14 protein-coding genes are annotated in these 14,419 nt (G+C 69.4%); 3 read left to right on the top strand and 11 right to left on the bottom strand.

The genetic code is table 11. The features are described from left to right. Positions 1-106: 106 nt before the first annotated feature. On the bottom strand, positions 107-1,009 hold the full coding sequence (locus IE247_RS11540) for a helix-turn-helix domain-containing protein (RefSeq protein ID WP_190122926.1): 903 nt from the start codon (positions 1,007-1,009) through the stop codon (positions 107-109). A gap of 86 nt (positions 1,010-1,095) precedes the next feature. Then, positions 1,096-1,374 (bottom strand): DUF397 domain-containing protein, encoded by a 279-nt coding sequence (locus IE247_RS11535; protein WP_190122925.1) that lies wholly within the window; start codon positions 1,372-1,374, stop codon positions 1,096-1,098. 232 nt (positions 1,375-1,606) lie between these two features. On the opposite strand from IE247_RS11535, the gene IE247_RS11530 reads away from it, so the two are divergent. Next, complete coding sequence (locus IE247_RS11530) at positions 1,607-2,062, top strand: ATP-binding protein (RefSeq protein WP_229869058.1); 456 nt, start codon at positions 1,607-1,609, stop codon at positions 2,060-2,062. Between the two features lie 38 nt (positions 2,063-2,100). Here IE247_RS11530 and IE247_RS11525 read toward each other — a convergent pair whose 3' ends face one another. Continuing rightward, the gene (locus IE247_RS11525; RefSeq protein ID WP_190122924.1) at positions 2,101-3,660 is read right to left on the bottom strand and encodes an amidohydrolase; all 1,560 of its coding nucleotides are present in this window, start codon (positions 3,658-3,660) and stop codon (positions 2,101-2,103) included. A 202-nt stretch (positions 3,661-3,862) separates the two neighbouring features. Here IE247_RS11525 and IE247_RS11520 point away from each other — a divergent pair, with 202 nt between their 5' ends. After that, positions 3,863-4,510 (top strand): hypothetical protein, encoded by a 648-nt coding sequence (locus IE247_RS11520; protein WP_190122923.1) that lies wholly within the window; start codon positions 3,863-3,865, stop codon positions 4,508-4,510. On the opposite strand, the gene IE247_RS11515 is transcribed toward IE247_RS11520, so the two are convergent. Beyond that, complete coding sequence (locus tag IE247_RS11515) at positions 4,494-5,441, bottom strand: methionyl-tRNA formyltransferase (protein ID WP_190122922.1); 948 nt, start codon at positions 5,439-5,441, stop codon at positions 4,494-4,496. The genes IE247_RS11520 and IE247_RS11515 overlap by 17 nt on opposite strands. A gap of 76 nt (positions 5,442-5,517) precedes the next feature. Here IE247_RS11515 and IE247_RS11510 point away from each other — a divergent pair, with 76 nt between their 5' ends. Beyond that, on the top strand, positions 5,518-6,843 hold the full coding sequence (locus tag IE247_RS11510) for a lysine N(6)-hydroxylase/L-ornithine N(5)-oxygenase family protein (protein WP_229869057.1): 1,326 nt from the start codon (positions 5,518-5,520) through the stop codon (positions 6,841-6,843). Between the two features lie 82 nt (positions 6,844-6,925). Here the strand turns inward: IE247_RS11510 and IE247_RS11505 are convergent, their stop codons facing one another. The 7 genes from IE247_RS11505 to IE247_RS34220 form a co-directional block, all read right to left on the bottom strand. Then, a complete protein-coding gene (locus IE247_RS11505) occupies positions 6,926-8,662 on the bottom strand; it encodes a lysyl oxidase family protein (RefSeq protein WP_190122920.1) in 1,737 nt (578 codons plus the stop codon). A 279-nt stretch (positions 8,663-8,941) separates the two neighbouring features. Further along, positions 8,942-9,538 carry a PspA-associated protein PspAB gene (gene pspAB, locus IE247_RS11500; protein ID WP_190122919.1) on the bottom strand — a complete coding sequence of 199 codons (597 nt, stop codon included), beginning with the start codon at positions 9,536-9,538 and terminating at the stop codon, positions 8,942-8,944. Positions 9,539-9,548: 10 nt separating this feature from the next. Next, the gene (htpX, locus tag IE247_RS11495; protein ID WP_190122918.1) at positions 9,549-10,463 is read right to left on the bottom strand and encodes a zinc metalloprotease HtpX; all 915 of its coding nucleotides are present in this window, start codon (positions 10,461-10,463) and stop codon (positions 9,549-9,551) included. A 172-nt stretch (positions 10,464-10,635) separates the two neighbouring features. Beyond that, entirely contained in the window at positions 10,636-11,142 is a 507-nt protein-coding gene (locus IE247_RS11490; protein ID WP_190122917.1) for an FBP domain-containing protein, read from the bottom strand. Between the two features lie 88 nt (positions 11,143-11,230). Beyond that, on the bottom strand, positions 11,231-12,139 hold the full coding sequence (locus IE247_RS11485) for a peptidoglycan-binding protein (protein ID WP_190122916.1): 909 nt from the start codon (positions 12,137-12,139) through the stop codon (positions 11,231-11,233). Between the two features lie 289 nt (positions 12,140-12,428). Further along, a complete protein-coding gene (locus IE247_RS11480; RefSeq protein ID WP_190122915.1) occupies positions 12,429-14,120 on the bottom strand; it encodes an FAD-binding oxidoreductase in 1,692 nt (563 codons plus the stop codon). After that, positions 14,117-14,419 (bottom strand): hypothetical protein (locus IE247_RS34220; protein WP_229869056.1); only part of this gene is annotated, 303 nt, incomplete at its 5' end. The genes IE247_RS11480 and IE247_RS34220, both read right to left, overlap by 4 nt.

The following is a 14,419-nucleotide window of genomic DNA, read 5'->3' as shown; positions in this document are numbered from 1 at the left end:
GGGGGGGGGGGGGGGGGGGGGGGGGCCCCGAGGGGGTGGACTGGGCGCGGGAGGGGTGGGGGCCCCCCACCGGGGGGGGTGTGGGGGCCCCAGACCGTTCTCGGGGTCAGTACTCGCCGAGCCGCCGGTGCAGCACCTCGCGCGACTTCGCCGGGGTGAGGGCGCACGCCCCGAGCCGGTCGAGCATGTTCCGGTACTGCTCCACGACCTGCGGCTTCTGGGTGAACGTCGAATCGGTCAGGTGCTCGATGTAGGCGGCGTCCTTCAGGTCGCTCAGCGCGAAGCGCAGATACGTCACTCCTGTGCCGAGACCGACCGCGGCCGACACATCCAGCGGGGCGATCTGGAGCGTGATCCTGGGGCGCTCGATCAGCGCCGCCAGATGTTCGAGCTGGGCCCGCATGACCTCCCGGCCGCCCACCGTCCGCATCAGCACGGACTCGTCGATCACCGCCCACAGATACGGCGCGTCCGGCTGGTCGAGATGGCTCTGCCGCTCCTGGCGCAGTTCGACCCGGCGCATCACATCGTGCGGCAGCAGCTGCCCGGGGCCGGCCTGGATCACCGCACGGGTGTACGCGGAGGTCTGCAACAGCCCCGGCACATAGAACGGTTCATAGGCGCGGATGCGCTCCGCCGCGCTCTCCAGGGCCACCAGCGGGGTGAAGAAGTCGGAGAGCACATCGCTGAACGAGCGCCACCAGTCCGGCCGGCGGGACTGGTCCACCAGCCGCAGGAACTCCTCGACGTGATCCTCGCCGTCCACCCCGTACAGCTCCAGCAGTGCCAGTGCGTCGGTCGGCTTGCAGCCGTGGCGGCCCAGCTCGATCCGGCTGGTCTTCGAGCGGGAGAAGCCCAGCCGGCCGTCGACGTCGGCGGGGTCGAGACCGGCGGCGAGGCGCAGTTCGCGCAGCTTGCCGCCGAGAATCAGCTTCAGGGCCGTCGGGTTCTGCTCCACCGCCCCCAGCGGCCGGAGGAACAACGACTCGTTCGGGTCGGTTGCTGCCATGGGGGCACTCCTGCGGACACTCGGAAGATGTCAGTATCCACCACGGATCCGCCACGGGCACGGACTCGACGGCCCTGAAATGCTTTTCAGCCAATAAGGGAATCAAAGTCGCCACTTCGTGCACCGGCTACAAACGCGGCTATCTCGTCCCGGGTGTAGACCAGGGCCGGCCCCTGCGGGTCGCGCGAGTTGCGCATGGCCACGCTCCCATCGGGCAGTTGGGCCAGTTCCACACAGTTTCCTGTGGCGTTGCTGTGACTGCTCTTTGTCCAGGCGGCAGGGGAGAGCGCACTTGCCCGCATGCCGTTGACGAAACGTTCCACTTCAGTGGCCCCTTGCTCTTCGTACGGGTGATCGTTCGCCATCAGACTGCCGTGAATGCAATCCCATCTGCAATCCCAGATGCAATTGCATTCTCACGGGAGAGTCGACCATACTCGTCGCACGGCGGCTCTCCCAGCGCTGAAGTCCGCATCTTCCAGGGGGACATGACCAGTGACGACCTACGCGTCGGCCTCATCGAGCACGAGCGTCAGGGACGGTGCGGAGCTCCGCCGTTCGGGTTCCCCCACGGACTGGCCGCTTGGATCGACCGAGGTGAGCGAGGCGTTGTGGGGGATGGGCCGCAGCCCTGTCCCGGCGGGCTTCGCGGCCTGCGCCCTCGACGGAAACCTCCGCAACGCCCCCCAGGCGCGTCGTTTCGTCGCGGCCACCCTCGACCGCTGGGCGCTGCCCGCCCTCGTCCCCGACGCCGCGCTGGTCGTGAGCGAGCTGGTCACCAACGCGGTCCAGCACGCGCTGGACCCGCAGACGTCCGACCAGGGCGACTATCCGCTCTGGCTCGGCATCTTTCTCCACCCGGACGATGTCGTCTGCGCGGTCGCCGACCCCAGCTCCCGCCCGCCGCTGCCGCGCGAGGCCGAGTCCTGTGCCCTCGGCGGCCGGGGGCTGGCGCTGATCAGCGCGCTGTGCGAGAGCTGGTCCTGGTCCCTGACCCCGCCGAAGGGCAAGACGGTCTGGGCGATGCTCTCCCGCTCCACGCCGAAGCACTGACCCCGGCCGACCCCCTTGCCCGGGTGCCCCGGGCCCGCTCAGAGGGGCTCCTCGCCCTCCAGGAAGGTGCGGACGACCTCGATCTCCCCGATGCGCGAGGTGCTCACCCGCCGGGGATCGTCGCCCAGCACCACGAGATCCGCGCGCTTGCCCGCCGCCAGGGTCCCCGCGCTCTCCTCCCAGCGACAGGCGTACGCCGCGTCCACCGTGTACGCCCGCAGGGCCTCCTCCACCGTGATGCCCTCGGCGGGGCCGATCGCCCGGCCCGACAGCGAGGCCCGCTCCACCATGAACTGGATCGCCCGCAGCGGGGCCCCGTCGGCCACGGGCCGGTCGGAACTCCCCACCAGCCGCACGCCGCTGTCGAGGAAACCCCTGCCCCGGTAGAGCCAGGGCGCCCGCTCCGCTCCCACGATCGTCGCGTAGTCGTCGCCGAAGTGCCGCAGAAAGGCGGGCTGGACGACCGCGATGGCCCCCACGGCGGCGAAGCGCGGCAGCTGGTCCGGGCGTACGAGCCCCGCGTGCTCGATCCGGTGCCGGGCGTCGGGCCGGGGCCGGATCCGCTGCGCCCGCTCCAGGGCGTCCAGCGCCAGATCGACCGCGCGGTCGCCGATGGCGTGGACCGCGAGCTGCCATCCCCCGAGATGGCCCTCGACGATGATGTCCCGGAGCGGCCGGGCGGTCCGCTGGAGCCGGCCCGCGTCGTCCGTCCCCTCGTAGGGGCGGCTCAGGGCGGCCGTGCGCGCCATCATGCCGCCGTCCGTGAACACCTTGAGCGCGCCGAGCGACAGCCGCCCGGAGCCGAAGCCCGTGCGCAGGCCGAGCCCGATGGCGTACGAGGTGGTGTCCTCGGGGGCGGCCGTGACCGGCGCGAGGGCGTCCGCCGCCACCATGAGCTGGAGCCGCAGCGGCAGCCGGCCGGTGTCGTGGGCGAGCTGGAAGGCCGCGCCCTCGATCGGGCTGTGGGCGAACAGCTCGCTGCCGACCCCCGCCTCGGCGCAGGCCGTCACCCCCTCGGAGCGGCACACCCGGGCCGCGTCCTCCACCGCCCGTACCAGCTCGTCCGCCGAGTACGGCGGGCGCAGCGCGCGGGCCCCGGCCATCGACTCCTCCGCGAGGAAGCCCTCCGTACGGACCCCGGCCGGCAGCAGATCCATGATCGCCGAGTTCACCACGCATCCGTGGCCGGAGATGTGCGCGAGGAACACCTTGCGGCCCCGGCCGACCGTGTCCAGCTCGGCGGCGGTCAGATGGCGGCCGAGCGGCCGCTGGTCGTAGCCGGAGAGATCCACCCAGGCTCCGGGCGCGGCGGCGGTCACGGCGTCCGACACCACCGCCAGCACATCGTCGGCCCGGGCCGACGGGGCGACGCTCGGGGTGCGCGACTTCAGCCCGGCCCACATCAGATGCGTATGGCCGTCGATGAACCCCGGCAGCACCGTCGCGCCGTCGAGGTCGAGCACCCGCCGGGCGGGCAGCGCCGACACCTCCTCGTCCAGACCCACGATCCGCCCCCGCCAGACGCCCAGTTCCCGGGCGCGCGGACGGGCGGGGTCCATCGTGACGACATCGGCGTTGACGATCCTGGTACAGAGCACGGACGCATCCCTTCGAACAGGGCCGGCGCGGCCCGGGGCCGGACCGCCCGGCGGGGTGGGAACCGGACCGGGGCGCGGAGCCTCTCAAGGAATGTGAGACATACGGGAGGTGAGAATGCGTCAGAGATCCGGGAGTTTTGCCCTGATGCGGCCACGCCACCCAAGTGATGACTATACTTAGGTGAGGCTAACCTAAGAAGGTGTGCAAGTGGATGAGCGGCTGGAGGCCCCCCTGAGCCGGCTGGACCTGTGGGCCGACGAAGTGGTCGCGGGCCTCGACGCGGATGAGGACATCGACCGGTCCCTGCGCCGGGCCCTGCGCGGCGGAAAGCCGGATCTGCGCGAGGAGAACGCGGCACGCCGCGCCGACGCGCTGCGGGCGGCGGCGCTCGGACTGAACCCGGCCGCCTGCGCCATGGCCGCGGGCGTCTCCGAGCGTCTGCTGCTCAACTGGCAGCGCGGGGACGACGCCTTCGCGGCGGCGATGACCGCCGCGCGGGAGATGGCCCGTACGGACGATGTCGCCCGCCCGGCCGACGCGCTCAACCCGGCCGCCCTGCGGGTGCTGCTCTCCGCCCTGCGCGGGGGCGCGCTGCACGCCCCCGCCGCGGCCCTGGTCGGCATGTCCGGGCGGGCCCTGTACCGGCTGCGCCGGGAGAGCCCCGAGATCGCGGCCCTGGTGGCCGCCGCCCGGCGGGCCCGCCCGAAGAAGGCCGACCGGCGCCGGGGGGCGAAGTGCGAGCAGCGCTACCGGCTGGTGAGGGTGGAGGACGGAGCCGTCTCCCCGTCCGGCCCGGCCGGGCACGGACCGGAGGGGGAGCGGCCGGAGGCCGTCAGGGGCGGCCGGTGAGATAACCGCCCATGGTCCGGAAGTAGTCGGTGGCCGCGTACTCGGTCCCGTCCTCCGTCCGCAGTCGCCTGATCACCAGTCCGGGGCGCTTCCCCGACCTGGCGTCCGCCCCGGCCACGATGACGATCCCGTCGTCCTCGCGGATGAAGATCCGCCCCGGGGTGCCGCCGTACGACTTCCGCGACACCGAGGCGGAGACAATCCTCACCCGCTCGCCCCGATGGTGGGTAAAGGCGTTGGGGTACGGGTCCGACTGCGCGCGCACCAGCCGCTCCAGGTCCTCGGCCGGCCAGTTCCAGTCGATCCGGCTGTCCTCGATCGCGCGCTTGTGGAAGAAGGAGGCCCGGGAGCGGTCCTGTGGTGTCCAGACCGCCGTACCGGCCTCGATCCGGTCCAGCGCGTCACGGACGATCGGGCCGATGAGATCGACCGTACGGTGGAAGAGGTCCGTCGCGGTGTCCTTCGGGCCCACCGGCACCGAACGCTGCAACACCACGTCGCCCATGTCCAGTTCGGCGTCCATGCGGTGCGCCGTGACCCCGACCTCCGGCTCTCCGTTGATCAGCGCCCAGATCAGCGGGGAGAAGCCGGCGTACGTCGGGAGCAGTGAGTCGTGCACATTGAGCGTCCCGTGCGGCGGGAGATCGAAGATCTCCGGCGGCAGCCAGGTGCGCCAGTTGTTCGCCACGATGATGTCGGGCCTCGCCCCGGCCAGCGCGCGGAGCATCTCCTCGTCGCCGGGGCGGTTGCGGAGAAGCACCGGGACGCCGTGCTTCTCGGCGAGGTCGGCCACCGAGTCGTCCCAGATCTTTTCGTACACATGGTCGCTCTTGGGGTGAGTCACGACAAGGACTACTTCGTGCTCGGAATCCAGCAGGGCTTGTAAAGTGCGGTGGCCCCAGGTCTGATAGCCGAACATGACGACCCGCATGCGAATCCTCCTCAGGACATTGCAAGGTAAGGCTAACCTTATCTAACATATGCCTGCTGAGGGAGGCGATGACGCGGTGAATACACTGCACAGCGGTTCGGGCATCATCTACGACGTACTGGGGATCGGCTTCGGACCGTCGAATCTGGCCCTGGCGATCGCGATCCAGGAGCACAACTCGCAGGTCTCGCAAGAAGATCGCATCCATGCCGGATTCCTGGAGAAACAGCCAGGTTTCGGATGGCACCGCGGCATGCTCATCGATGACGCAACCATGCAGGTTTCTTTCCTCAAAGACCTTGTCACCATGCGCGATCCGACCAGCGACTTCAGTTTTCTCTGCTACTTGCGGGAACGCGACCGCCTGGTCGACTTCCTCAATCAGAAGACGCTCTTCCCGCTCCGCATCGAGTTCCACGACTACTTCGAGTGGGCCGCCGCCCGGGTGGACACGCTGGTGGAGTACTCCTCGGAGGTCGTCTCGGTGAAGCCGGTGACCGAGGACGGCGAGATCCGCTGGTTCGACGTCACCAGCAAGGACCCCGCCGGCGGGGGCGCTTCGACGGTCCGCCGGGCCCGCAGCCTCTGCGTGGCCATGGGCATGGAACCGCGGCTACCACCCGGAACCGTGCTCTCCGACCGGGTCTGGCACACCAGCGAACTCATACCCAGGGTCGGCCAACTCGTCGACCGGGCCACCCCGGTGCGCCGCGCGGTCGTCCTCGGCGCGGGCCAGAGCGCGGCGGAGGCGGTCGACTATCTGCACCGCAGCTTCCCCGACGCCGAGATCTGCTCGGTCTTCGCCAAGTACGGCTACACACCGGCCGACGACAGCCCCTTCGCCAACCGCATCTTCGACCCCGAGGCCGTCGACATCTACTACGGGGCGCCGCGCGAGGTGAAGCGCTCCCTCTTCGACTACCACCGCTCCACCAACTACTCGGTGGTGGACATGGAGCTGATCGAGGGGCTGTCGAGGACCATGTACCAGGAGAAGGTCCAGGGGCGGCAGCGGCTGCGCATGCTCAATGTCTCCCGTATCCGCGAGGTGTCGGCGGACTCCGCCCGCCTCGGCATCACCATCGAGTACCTGCCGACGGGGGAGCGGGAGGTGCTGGAGGCCGATCTGCTGGTCCATGCCACGGGCTACCAGCCGCAGGGCATCGGCGAACGGCTCGGCGAACTCGGCAAGCTGTGCCTGCGCGACGACGAGGACGCGCTGATGATCGGCCGTGACCACCGGGTGGAGACCGTCGCACGGGTCACCTCCGACATCTACCTCCAGGGAGGCACCGAGCACACCCACGGCATCACCTCCACCCTGCTCTCCCACACCGCCGTGCGCGCGGGCGAGATCAGAGCGTCCCTCATCGCCCGCCGGACGGCACTCGGCGCGGTCTGACCCGCCGTCCGCCGCCCGCCGCACACGACCGGGCCCGGCCGCTGGGATGCGGCCGGGCCCGGTGTCACACGGTGCAGCGGATTCAGCGGCGGGAGTCGTCCACCAGGTGGTGCGGGGGAACGGTCACGGTGCGCGCGCCCTTCACACCACCGAGAACGACCTTGCGGAGCGCCGAGTTGTTGCTCGTGCTGGTCTCCTTCAGACGGTTCTCCGGGTTGGCCGTCACCTGGATGTAGTAGGTGCCGTTCGGCACATCGGTGATGTCGAAGGACTGGTCCGGCGTCCCCTGGGTGTAGGTGTCGCCCGAGCCCACGTCCAGCTGCTGCTGGACGGAGATCGCCGTCTCCTGGCCGCAGGCCATCGACAGGTCGGTGCCGGTCGGGTGCCAGTTGGCGTTCTTCACGGTGTAGTCGACGGCGTCGGTGTTGGCGAGGCAGAACGCCTCCTTGCCCGCGCGCACCGCCTTCTTCTTGTCGGCCGTCAGCAGCTGGTAGCTGGCGAAGTCGGTGAAGTGCCAGTGGTCGTGGCCCTCACGCGGGTCCCACTCCATGGTGCCGGAGGGGGTGTAGCCGACCTGCTTGCCCTTGGTGTCGTAGAAGTACTGGTACGCGTCCATCAGCTCCTTGCCGGGAGCGCGGAAGCCTTCCACGATCAGCTTCGCCGGGCCCGCGTTCCACACATTGGCGCTGAAGGCCAGCTCGTCCCTGCCCGGCGCGCCCTGCTCCTTGCCGTCGGTGGTGATGATGTCGAAGGCGGGCAGCGAACGCAGGTCGGGCTTGGGGACGTTCGGCACCTTGGGCTTGCCGGTCGGGCGCTTGGCGGCGGGCTTCCCGCCGGCCGCCTGGCGCGAACCGTCCGTCTGGCCGGCCCCGTCGCCCAGGTTCGCCACGGTGCGGGCGCTCTTCTTCAGCGCCCAGGGCAGCGCGGGCGGGGCCGGCGGGTAGGGGGCGTGGCCCACGTTGTACGTGGGACCCGTGCCGCTCGTCGCCTCGGCCAGGGTCGGCGGGGCCTGCGCCGCGCCGTGTCCCGTGTGGCCGGCCGCGTGGTGGTCGTGCGCGCCGACCGCGGCGGAACGTCCCTGCGGGCCGCCCGGCTCCTCCTTGTACTCCTCCACTATCACCTTGACCGGCTTGGCCTTGCTGGTGATGCCGAAGAGATCGCGGTACTTCTTCGCGACGGACACCTTGGCCGTGTAGGTTCCGGCCGCCAGCTGGACGCGCGGGCTGTTGTAGTGGCCCGAGTGGGTGTTGACCGCCCAGCCCTTCTCGACGCCCCACACCGAACCGACCGTGAAGGGGTTGGTCGGGCAGCTCTGCGGGAAGCGGGACTTGAGCGGGGCGTCATGGCTGATCCGCCCGGACGCGTTGTTCGGGCAGAAGCTCTGGCTGAGCTTGGTGACCGACTTGCCCGCCGCGTCGGTGATGCTCACATCGAGGAAGCCGGGAAGCCCCTGGAAGTCCTTGACCAGGCCCTTCGGCAGGTTCTTGGTGATCTTCTTCTTGCCGTCGTGGACGATCTGCTGGACGGCGACGGGGTCCTTGTACGACTTACGCGTCACCCGCAGCTCGAAGGGCGAGCCCTCGGAGGTGACATAGGTGCCGAGGTCCAGCCGGACACCGTTGTACTCCGGGTAGTCGGGGTCGTCCGGGTACTTGGTCACCGTGATCGACGAGGTCGCCGTGACGAGCGTGAGCTTCGGCGAGGGCTTCGCGGCCTTCTTGCCGTCCGGCGCGGCGGCGACGACTCCGGCTGTTACGGCGAGCGCGGCCGACGCGGCCAGGGTTGAACGCCAGAGACGGGTACGTGGAGTTCTGCTCATCGTTCCTCTGCTGATGCGAGTGCCTCAAGGGCAGGAGAGTGGGCGTCGGCGCACGGGCGGCCGGCCGGACGTATCAGCCCGACAGTGCCGATATCGAGTGATCTCGTGGCCTGTGCCGAAAGAGAGGGAGAGAGAACTCCGCCGGTTGTCTGCGGGCGGACAAGTTCTGGATACTTGGCTGGAATTCATCCTTGGACATGAGAACAGGTCATCAAATTGCATATGACCCTCATGAGAGCTTCATCTGTGATAAGGCTGTGAATAGGGTGTGAGTCGGCTTCAGTCCGTCAGTCCCGGCGCGCCCCACACCGGAAACCAGCGCGAGAGATCGGCCTCCACCCTCAGATCGTCCGCCAGAAGCGACCTGAGCTGGATCTCCAGGGCGTTGTCCCGCCGCTCCACCGCCCCGGGAAGCGGCGCGAAGGGATAGAACGTACCGCGTTTGTAGAGATAGACCAGCGCCAGCGCGCGATCCCCCGCCGTCTCGTGGAAGGCGACCAGGGAACACAGCAGCTGCGGGCCGAACCCCGCCTCCTGGAGCAGTGTGTTCACCGCGTGCAGATCATTGACCAGCGACGCGATGTCATCGGCCGGACGGCGGACGAGCACCCAGGTGTAGCCGTAGCCGTCCTGGCTGAAGGCGACGGGAACACCGCCGCCGCGCTCCGCGCCCGCGTCCAGCAGCTCCCGTACATCCGTCTCGATCCGGCCGAAGGCCCCGCCCTCCGCGGCGGCGAAACAGACCGACCCCGCACCGGTGGGGGTGAAACCCGCCCCCGCCTCCAGCGCGACCGCCGCGCCGGGCAGCCCGAACAGCTGGTCGAGATCGGGGCGCGCCGGTTTGCCGCGGCCGAGTATCGAGTCGAGGAATCCCATGCCGACGCCGTCACGGACGAGCCAGCTGGGCCGAGATCCGGCTCAGCTGCTCCAGCCGCTGCTCCAGCGTGGGGTGGGAGGAGAACAGCCTGGCCAGGCTCTCCCGGGAGGAGAACGCGGGCGCGAACCAGAAGGCGTTGTACGGCTCCGCCCTGCGCAGATCGCGGGTCGGGATGCCCGCCATCTCCCCGGTGACCTTGGTCAGCGCGGAGGCGAGCGCCGAGGGCCGGCCGGTCAGCAGCGCCGCGGCCCGGTCGGCCGCCAGCTCGCGATAGCGGGACAGCAGCCGGGTCAGCAGAAAGCTGATCGCGTACACGGCCGCGCTGATCAGCGGGATCAGCGCCACGGCGATGGCCGTGCTGCTGTCCCGGCCGGCCCGGCTGAGCCCTCCGTACAGCGTGATCCTGGTCATCAGCCCGGCGAGCACGCCCAGGAAGGAGGCGATCGTCATCACCGCCACATCGCGGTGCGCGACATGCGACAGCTCATGGGCGAGGACGCCCTCCAGCTCCTTGGGCTCCAGCCGCCGCAGCAGCCCGGTGGTGGCGCACACCAGGGCCGTCTTCTGGCTCCGGCCGGTGGCGAACGCGTTCGGCACATCACTGTCCGCGACGGCGACCCGGGGCTTGGGCATGTTCGCCAGGGCGCAGATGCGGTCCACCGCGCCATGGAGTTCGGGCGCCTCCTCCGGGGTGACCTCACGGGCCCCCATGCCGCGCGCGGCGATCTTGTCGCTGAACCAGAACTGGGCGACGAACAGTGCGCCCGAGATCAGCAGGATGATCGGCCACGCGCCGCGCAGCAGGGCGAGCAGAACGCCGACGAAGACGACGTAGAGCAGCCCGATCAGGAACATGGTGGTCACCATGCGGGTGGTGAGTCCCTGGTCCGGGGCGTAGCGGGACCGGGTCCGGCGGGCTGCCATCTGATCACCTTCCGGCAGAGCGTTTCGCTCCCCCCACCTTCGATTGTGCCCCTTGTCGCCGGTGTTCGGCGCGCGGTTCGCCGGGCCTTCGCCGGGCCCCCGGAGTGTCACTCCCGGTCTCGGCGGGGGCACGCGGGGTGATCAGGATCAGGATCAGGATCAGGACCCGGGCTCAGGCTCCGGCGGTGATCTTCGCCAGGAAGCCGTCCAGGTGGCCCATGGCGCGGGCGACCTTCTCGTCGAGGCTCAGGGACTCCTCGTACTGCCGGGGCCGCATCCAGGGCTGCCGCTTGCCGCGCAGATAGAGCGAGCAGGCGAGATCCGCGCAGAGGTACATGCCGACGGTGTTCCCCTCCCGGCCGCTCGGGCCGGCGAGCGGCGCGACCATGAGGGCGACGCCCGAGGAGGCGTGGGCGGTGAGGCAGATGCCGCAGAGGCTGGACTTGACGGCGCTGGTGTTCCGGGTGCCGGGAACGCGCAGGGTGATGCCCGTGGGGCCGCCGGGCCCGGGGACGACCAGATGCGCCCGCAGCGGGGCTCCCGGGTCGATCCAGCCGACGAAGTCCAGGTCGGGCCAGGGAAGCTCGGCGAAGTCGAGGGGCAGCTTGAGCCGTTTCGCCTCGCCCTTCGAACAGTTCACGAAGGACGAGCGGATCTGTTTCTCGGTGAGCGGGTCCACTCGGTGGACCGTACGCGGTGCCGTCGGTCCGGGCATCCGAATTTCCGGCCGCCGCCCCCGCCCGGGCGGCGGCCGGAGCGCGGCCGGATCAGACGTTCGGGACCTTCAGCCGGTCCCAGCTCTTCCTGCCCGGAACGCCGTCGGCGGCACTGCCCGTATAACCGAGCTTGCGCTGCCAGGCGGCGTACGACTTGCGGTCGGCCTCGCTCCAGGACGGGCCGGGCCCCACTTGATAACGACCGCATCCCTCTGCCACCAACCGTTTGCCCATCGCCGTGATGATCGCGCTCCGCTTCCCCGCCGTGAAGAACGCGGCACCGGGGAACGGCTCGTACTTCGCCGCCGGTTTCGCGGGCTTCGCCGGCTTGGCGGGCTTGGCCGGTTTCTCCGGGGACGTCGGCTTCCCCGCGTCCAGCCGTTCCTCGATCCGGGCCCGCATCGAGTCCATCGTGAACCCCCGGGGGTCGATCTTCCCGGGCTGCCACTCCTTGTGACCGATCACCGACCGCTGCGACCAGCCGTGCTCACGGCAGATGGCCGCCGAGGCCTTCTCGATCGCCTCCAGCTGCGCGGCGGGCCAGGGGTCCTGGCCGTCGCCGAGATTCACACACTCGAATCCATAGAAATACCGATTGCCATCGGTGTCGGCGTCATTGTCCACCGGCAGCGCCGCCTCCGCTATCACGGCGCGCAGCACATCGCCGTCGCCCAGCCCCGCGTGGTTGGCGCGGCCGTGGCCGACCAGATAAACCGTGCCGTCCTTGGCTATGACCCCGTGGCAGAGCGGGCCCGGCAGGCTCGCGTGGCCGTTGTAACAGAGCTCCACCGAGTTCTCGGTGCCCGAGGTGACGGTGTGGTGAATCATCACCCCGTGCGCCGGGCCCCACGGTCCCTTGTGATTCCGGTTGTGTGTGCGCCAGCTCCGGTGCTCGACCACCCGCAGACCCTCGTCACGGAGGATCTTGACGAGTCTCGCAGCGGTGAGTGGTGTCGCCATGGGCGGTTCCCCTTCGTCCCGATCTTCGGACGGCCGTCGGGCCGTCCTTGATCGTTATGCCCCGTCTGGGGGGTCTGTGAACCGCTTTCCTCCTTGGCGTCGGCTTACGTATTCACAATCACCTCCGCACCTCTTTGTCTGTGTATCAACTGGCCCGTCCGTAACGGGAGTTGGCTCATTCCATGACCCCGGACGCACCGCGCCCCCCGGGCGCGGCGGGTGCCGCTGCCCGGGGGGCGGGGTGGACGCGGGACGGGGGTGCGCGCGTCAGGGTGTGGAGAAGGGAGTGTCAGACGGGGGTGCCGGGGAGGCGGACCGACTGGGCGTGGCGGAAGAAGTTGCTCGGGTCCCAGGTCGCCTTCGCCTGCCGCAGACGGGTGTGGTTGCCCTTGTAGTAGAGGTCGGCCCAGGTGGACGACGAGGTGTTCAGGGTCGCGTCGCCGAGGTCCTTGTCGGGGTAGTTGACGTAGCAGCCGTCGTTGTTGGCGTTCGGCACCGGGACGCCGCCCGTCGGCCCGTACATCTCCTTGTAGAAGTCGCGGATCCAGTTCAGATGGGGCGTCTGGTCGGCCGCGTCCGTCCAGTAGGTCTGGAACTGGAGCTTCATGATCGAGTCGCGCTGCGGCACCGCGGTGTCGCCGGGCTGCACGGCGTTGACCTTGCAGCCGTAGGAGTCGACCTGCACCAGGGCGTCGCCGTTGCTGTACCCGGCGAGGGTGAGGTGCTTGTACATCATGTCGATCTGGTGGGGAGTGAAGGCCGTGCGGGAGTACGAAGACTTGTACTTGCCGCGCAGGGTGGGGTTGCCGCCGCTCAGCCAGTCGGTGGCGATGTACCAGGGCAGCTTGCGCGGCGCCTTGAACTGAGGCATGGCCGAGTGCTCGCCCATCCGCGTCCGCATCGCCGTGGGGGTCACGCCCACACCCGCGCTGACCGCGGCGAGGTAGTCGTCGAGAAGCCCCTGGGCGTTCGGGACATTGGCGTCCATCTGGGTGAGCAGGCCGATCTGGCCGTTGGACTTGTGGTTCAGCTTCAGCAGGCCGAACAGCGAGTTGTACGGGGAGTTCGGCGCGCTGTTCGCCACGTGCCAGTTGCCCCAGTTCTCCAGCAGCCGGGTGAACGAGGCGTAGTTCATCTGGGACCAGTTGAAGCCCCAGGAGTGCACGAAGACCTCCGACGGCGGCTTCGGCAGCAGCTGGGTCGGGTCGGTGCCGGTCGCGCCGGGCGTCCGCATCCAGTAGCGGGTGATCAGGCCGAAGTTACCGCCGCCACCGCCCGTGTGCGCCCACCACAGCTCCTTCTCGGGGCCGGTGGAGTCACGGGTGGCGACCACGGTCCTGGCGGTGCCGTTCGCGTTCACCACGACGACCTCGACGCCGTAGAGGTAGTCGACGGTCAGGCCGTGCAGCCGGGAGAGCAGGCCGTAGCCGCCGCCGGATATGTGGCCGCCGGCGCCGACGGAGTTGCAGGAGCCCGCCGGGATGGTGACGCCGTACAGCTTGTAGAGGGTCTCGTAGACCTGGAGGTTGGAAGCGCCGGCCTCGATCGCGAAGGCGTTCTTGGAGGCGTCGAAGTAGACCTGGTTCATGCCCGACATGTCGACCACGACCTGGGTCTCACTGTTGAAGACGAAGTCCTCGTAACAGTGGCCGCCGCTGCGTATGGTGAGCCGCTTGTTGGCGTTGGCCGCCTCCTGTACGGCTCTCTGCGCCTGGGCGGTCGTCGTGACCAGGTGCACCTTCTCAGGGGTGGCCACCCAGCGCTGGTTGGTGCCGCGCACCAGGTCGGGGAAGCGTTTGTCGGTCGGGGTGACGGTGATCAGATCGGTCGTCACATTGTTCGCGACCGCCGCGCCGGACCGGGGGGCCGCCTGGGCGCTCGCGGGAAGGCCCGCCGCCAGGGCCGCTCCACCGGCGACGGCGGCCGCGCCGCTGATGACGTTCCTGCGTCCGACGTTGCGGTCCGGGTTCGTCTTGCTCATTGCCACACTCCCCTAAATGGGTCTCTTCGTAAAGAAAGCTGAAGAAGGCGGAGAAAAGCTGATCGATCATCGATCGTAATAAGAGTAGACAGGTGTGACTGGGGTGGCGCAATACCTGGATCGATAAAACTGTCCGAACTGCCGTTGAAATTACCTTTGGTTGCACCATGCGCAACTAGTCCGTTTGTCAAAGCAATGCAGATATAGGCGTGTCGCGGGTCAACCGGATCAATTTCCCTGGTGTTTGCACATGGTGAAACGCCGTCGGCCCGGGTGCGCCCCGACGGGCGCACCCGTGT

The organism is Streptomyces inusitatus, assembly GCF_014651115.1.
GTDB classification, from domain to species: domain Bacteria; phylum Actinomycetota; class Actinomycetes; order Streptomycetales; family Streptomycetaceae; genus Streptomyces; species Streptomyces amakusaensis.
The sequence above is the reverse complement of the archived record's forward strand: the minus strand, read 5'-3'. Positions and strand labels throughout refer to the sequence as shown.

What these genes read in the sequence shown, in the direction of transcription:
- IE247_RS11540 (WP_190122926.1), bottom strand. Translation starts at nt 1,009, where the DNA reads ATGGCAGCAACCGACCCGAACGAGTCGTTGTTCCTCCGGCCGCTGGGG.
- IE247_RS11535 (WP_190122925.1), bottom strand. Translation starts at nt 1,374, where the DNA reads ATGGCGAACGATCACCCGTACGAAGAGCAAGGGGCCACTGAAGTGGAA.
- IE247_RS11515 (WP_190122922.1), bottom strand. Translation starts at nt 5,441, where the DNA reads ATGCGGGTCGTCATGTTCGGCTATCAGACCTGGGGCCACCGCACTTTA.
- IE247_RS11505 (WP_190122920.1), bottom strand. Translation starts at nt 8,662, where the DNA reads ATGAGCAGAACTCCACGTACCCGTCTCTGGCGTTCAACCCTGGCCGCG.
- pspAB (WP_190122919.1), bottom strand. Translation starts at nt 9,538, where the DNA reads ATGGGATTCCTCGACTCGATACTCGGCCGCGGCAAACCGGCGCGCCCC.
- htpX (WP_190122918.1), bottom strand. Translation starts at nt 10,463, where the DNA reads ATGGCAGCCCGCCGGACCCGGTCCCGCTACGCCCCGGACCAGGGACTC.
- IE247_RS11485 (WP_190122916.1), bottom strand. Translation starts at nt 12,139, where the DNA reads ATGGCGACACCACTCACCGCTGCGAGACTCGTCAAGATCCTCCGTGAC.
- IE247_RS11480 (WP_190122915.1), bottom strand. Translation starts at nt 14,120, where the DNA reads ATGAGCAAGACGAACCCGGACCGCAACGTCGGACGCAGGAACGTCATC.